This is a genomic window from Citrobacter sp. NCU1 (genome assembly GCF_010231475.1).
In the GTDB taxonomy this organism is placed as follows: domain Bacteria; phylum Pseudomonadota; class Gammaproteobacteria; order Enterobacterales; family Enterobacteriaceae; genus Citrobacter_D.
This window is the reverse complement of sequence record NZ_NRDO01000090.1, coordinates 1-4,104: the sequence shown is the minus strand read 5'-3', so window position 1 is coordinate 4,104 and position 4,104 is coordinate 1. Positions and strand designations below refer to the sequence as shown.

Genomic DNA, 4,104 nt, shown 5'->3' with positions numbered 1-4,104 from the left:
AATTACATCGTCATTGATACTCGTATTCATCGGCACCGTAATGCCACCCGTCAGCGACAGCTGCTCACTGTCGATTTTAAAAAAAGTAGTTCCTGCAATGCGGCCCATTACGCTGCCTCCTGGTACTGTAAGCGGAACTGGTTAACGAGGGCGAAGATGCGCAGCTGATTAATGTAATCAGGCGGGAACAGCACGTTCACGCGGTTCGGATCGTTCGCATCACGTTCGACAACCAGGTGTTTTTTAAACAGGTCGAAGTTTTCAACGATCCCAGCTTCTTCCATGATTTGATACTGTGCACACATTTCAGCTTTGATAACGGACGGCGTGACAATCGCCTGACCCGGACCAAAACGTGTGCCATCGCTGGCAAGTTTGTGGCGCCCGTACTTACTGGTGACACAGGTTTCCAGCGCGCGCAGAACATAGGCGCTGGTGTGCAGGGTTTCGCTATCGAGGTAGCTGTTGTCTTTTTCCCCGTACTTGTTTTTCTGGTACGTGGTAACAGCACGCTCAATAAACGCATTGCTGCCCTGCGCGTAGCAGGTGGCGATCCCGGAGTTCAGCAGCGTGTTGCGCTGCGTTTTCTGGAAGCGCTTCCCGGCTTTCGCCGGTAGTACGCCATCAAGCTGACCAGTCTGCGTCGGTCGGGCAGGATCAGCGCGAATAAATACCGCGTTACGGGCAGCAAACACCGCGGCCCATTCATCGGCGCAGGTTTGCGTGTCACTTTCCATCCCATCGATTGTGACGTGCTGGTCGTTACGGGTGGTGCCAAACGTCTGCAGGCTGGCAAGATCACCCATCTTCGCGCTGTAGACATGCCCGTAACTCTGTCGGCCCGGCGCCCAGCGCCCGGTCGAATCGTTCATTGCCAGACCAATCGCATCGAGGCTCGCACTGTCGTTGAACGGAAACGCGATAAAATCACCGTCCTCATCCCCCATAACTGTCACGGCATCATCGAACACAGGCGCACCGGCACCGCCGGACATAGCCGAAATCGTGACGGTTACACCACCCGGTAAAACCTCACCGCCTGCACTGCCGTAATAGTTCACGCTTAACGGTATCTCGTTACTGCAGAGCCCTGTATTTTTCCCCGTCAGCGTGACAGACGTGCCGTCAGAATCACCGATAGTGGCAGTCACCGGCAGGTCGGTATTCACGTTAATCGCTGCAACCATATTCTCGGCAATGGTGGCCGCCGGATCACTCAGAGCAACGACCGTTTGAACACGCGTTTTGCCGATATACAGCGAGACAACGCCTGCAGAAATAGCGTTACCGCCGAGCGTGATCGTACCGGTTGCCCTGGTACCTTCCGGCTCAGGAATGGCAATCACCCAAAGCTGCCCGCTTAAATCGACCTTGCGGTACGCGGCAGCCATACGCGCCAGCTGGCTACCGGCTCCCGCCTGCATGCGCAGATCGCCGACACTGGATACCAGCGTCAGCTCGTTCAGCGGCATGTCGCTGTCTGGTAATGCACAGCCGAATATAATTGTCGGCTGCACGCTCTGCGCCGTATTTGCCTGGCTGTTGTCCATTTCGGCATAGAACAACGGCACCAGATTCCCGGAAGACGGGATGGTGTTAAAACTAACGGTCATGGTAAGACTCCGTTATCAGGTGGATTCAGGGGGTGACAGGTGAATATCTGCCTGACATTCAGGGCGACCGTCCGGGCCAGCGCCGGGATCGATAAGGTCAACATCGATATGAACGGTTTCAAGCCACGGCAGGGTGTCAAGCTCCTGCTGGTGCCAGGTATCTTCCGGCCCAATCTCAAACGTGGCCTGAAAGTCGAATTTGTAATAGAGGATCGCGCGGTTCATATCGAGCAGCACCCCGCCGCGGTACTCAATGCCGAACGTGTAATTTTCTGCCGGGCTCCAGCCCAGCAGCGCACGCCAGAGCCAGCGTCTGACGATGTGCACAGCATCGTCTACAGATTCCAGTCCCAACTCACCCGCCCGGTTATCCAGCGCCACCACGACAGAAAAACCGTCGGTGCATTCCTGCCAGTAGTCTGTCTGACTTTTTTGCTCCCCGGTTTCATCATGCAGCGGAATAACGTAGGCGCAGGGCAAAGACAATTTCCCCACTTCCGGCAACGGCCTGAATTCTGCGGCACCGCTGACGCGCTCACCAAAGGCTGGCACCCGTTCACGCAGAGCCTGAATAATTTTCCGTAATTCCATTAAATTGGCTCCGGTTTCACGGCCCGGCGCAATGCGTTAAACAGCATGCGCTCAGTCCAGTATTTTTTATTGGCAAGGGCGGCAGTCATGTAGTTACCGCGTGGTGCTATGCGCCAGCCGCTGCCCCCCGATGCCCCTTTATGGTGTGATTTGGTGCGCACAGCGCCACGACGAACGCCGTAAAACAGATAAGCCGGATAAAAACCACTGCTACCCGGCCCCTGATGCAGTTTCAGCGGGGTCATTCCCTTGCCACGCTTCTGATTTGGCGCAATTTTCACCATGAAGCCAGGGCGATTTTTCGAAGCAGTCGGCACGTAATAGCCAATTGACCGCGCAGTGGCACCAGACCAGTAACCGGGATCCTCGCCCGGCTTCGAGCCGTGCCGCTGGCTGATACGGTTACGGGCATCTTTCTGGATTGTTTGCCCGATTTTGCTAAACGCCCGGTGCACGATCCGGCGGTTAAAATCGATGGTTTTCATTCCCTGAAAATCCACGTGGACATACGAGCCGCCCTGCGGATTACCCAGCGTTGCCATGATACCCTCCGTAAAATGTAGAGCCGCCCGGCGGCGGACCGTCCATATCTTCTGTGTGCAGCGCTTTAGCATCGATGCGCGTAAAGCGGCGACCATCATTCAGTGGCCCGGCGCGGATCACACGATACACCACGCCACCGGTGACTATTTCCATATCGGTATTAATGCCGGTGCGCTTGCGGATCACGATTGTGTGTGTGATTTTTTCGTCGGTTTGCATCGAGTGAAGATAAGCGGTACCAGACAGTTGCCTGATCCGCCCCCAACACTCGAAATTATCCGTATAAACTGGCAGCGTGCCGCCGCCCTCCGCAGGTACATCCTGTCGGGTGCGAAAAGCCAGCCGTTCGCTAAGCTCACCCGGCTGCGGCAAGCGGTATGTTGCGTTAACGTCTGTCAGCGTGCGTTTCATAGCGGTATATACCTGTAGGGATCGACAAGCCAGTTGTAGCCCAGCGGCGCTTCGGACTGCTCAAAGTCATTCACCGCCAGGCGGTTTTCGTACCAGTACCCCACCAGTAAAAGCATGGCTTGCTTAATATCGTCAGGCAGTACCAGACCGTCGGGGTCGGGTACCGGCACTTCATCAGCGTAAAGCTTCCGGTTGATGCGGGTTTCTGTGCGGATTTGCACAGCGCTGCCTATCTGATTCAACAGATCATCGTCTTCGGTAAAATCCGGCTCGATGCGGCATTGCTGCTTGATTTCGTCAAGCGTCAGAAGCATGTAGATACTCCATGCCCGCCGGGTGACGGGCACAAAAAAACCGCTTTCGCGGCGTCCGGGGTAACGTACTGGCAGGCTGTTAGCTGCTGGCGCTACCAACCCCCACCAGCGCTTTAATTGCGGCAGTGTCTTCCAGCAGGGTGTCGAAGCGGTAGAACGCAAGGAAACCGACCTGATCGTATTCCGCATAACGCTCAACCAGACGTTTCAACGCCATGTAACGCACGCGGCGGATCAGAAAGCGGTTAAAATCGCCACAGAACATAAATTTCTGACCAGCGCCCACATCGGCGATCGCCTGATCAATCTCGTACGGTATCTGCAGCACCGTCGCCGGGGTGCCACCCGCAACAGAAGGCAGCCACAGCGGGCGCCCCTGCCCGTCCTCCATTTCTTCGATCAGCTCCAGGGTATTGTCGTTGAACGCCCAGCGGAACTTATTCCCGCGGCGGTATGCAGGGTCAACCGCATGTTTCAGCTTGTTCATTTCCTTCCAGGTGAAGGTTCCCGCGGATGCGGTTGTAACGATACCCGTTACAGATGCTGCCAGGCCTTTCGGCTGCTGCGGTGTGCCGGTGCCAGTACCCTGAACAATCAGGCGGGCCTCGGTTCGTCCGATGCGCTCACCAATA

General features: G+C 56.0%; 6 protein-coding genes and 1 pseudogene. All 7 read right to left on the bottom strand.

The genetic code is table 11. The features are described 5' to 3' along the window. Nucleotides 1-108: pseudogene (locus CJP72_RS22830) on the bottom strand (phage tail tube protein); the annotation flags it as partial. Next, complete coding sequence (locus CJP72_RS22825) at nt 108-1,613, bottom strand: phage tail sheath subtilisin-like domain-containing protein (RefSeq protein ID WP_162383555.1); 1,506 nt, start codon at nt 1,611-1,613, stop codon at nt 108-110. The pseudogene CJP72_RS22830 and the gene CJP72_RS22825, both read right to left, overlap by 1 nt. A 15-nt stretch (nt 1,614-1,628) precedes the next feature. After that, nucleotides 1,629-2,204 (bottom strand): phage tail terminator protein, encoded by a 576-nt coding sequence (locus CJP72_RS22820; RefSeq protein WP_162383554.1) that lies wholly within the window; start codon nt 2,202-2,204, stop codon nt 1,629-1,631. Then, nucleotides 2,204-2,746 (bottom strand): hypothetical protein, encoded by a 543-nt coding sequence (locus CJP72_RS22815; protein WP_162383553.1) that lies wholly within the window; start codon nt 2,744-2,746, stop codon nt 2,204-2,206. Before CJP72_RS22815 ends, CJP72_RS22820 begins: the two co-directional genes overlap by 1 nt. Beyond that, nucleotides 2,730-3,158 carry a phage head closure protein gene (locus CJP72_RS22810; protein ID WP_162383552.1) on the bottom strand — a complete coding sequence of 143 codons (429 nt, stop codon included), beginning with the start codon at nt 3,156-3,158 and terminating at the stop codon, nt 2,730-2,732. Before CJP72_RS22810 ends, CJP72_RS22815 begins: the two co-directional genes overlap by 17 nt. After that, on the bottom strand, nt 3,155-3,472 hold the full coding sequence (locus CJP72_RS22805) for a head-tail connector protein (RefSeq protein ID WP_162383551.1): 318 nt from the start codon (nt 3,470-3,472) through the stop codon (nt 3,155-3,157). The genes CJP72_RS22810 and CJP72_RS22805 overlap by 4 nt, the downstream gene beginning before the upstream one ends. Before the next feature lie 79 nt (nt 3,473-3,551). Continuing rightward, nucleotides 3,552-4,104: phage major capsid protein (locus CJP72_RS22800; RefSeq protein ID WP_162383550.1), on the bottom strand; the 553-nt coding region annotated here is incomplete at its 5' end.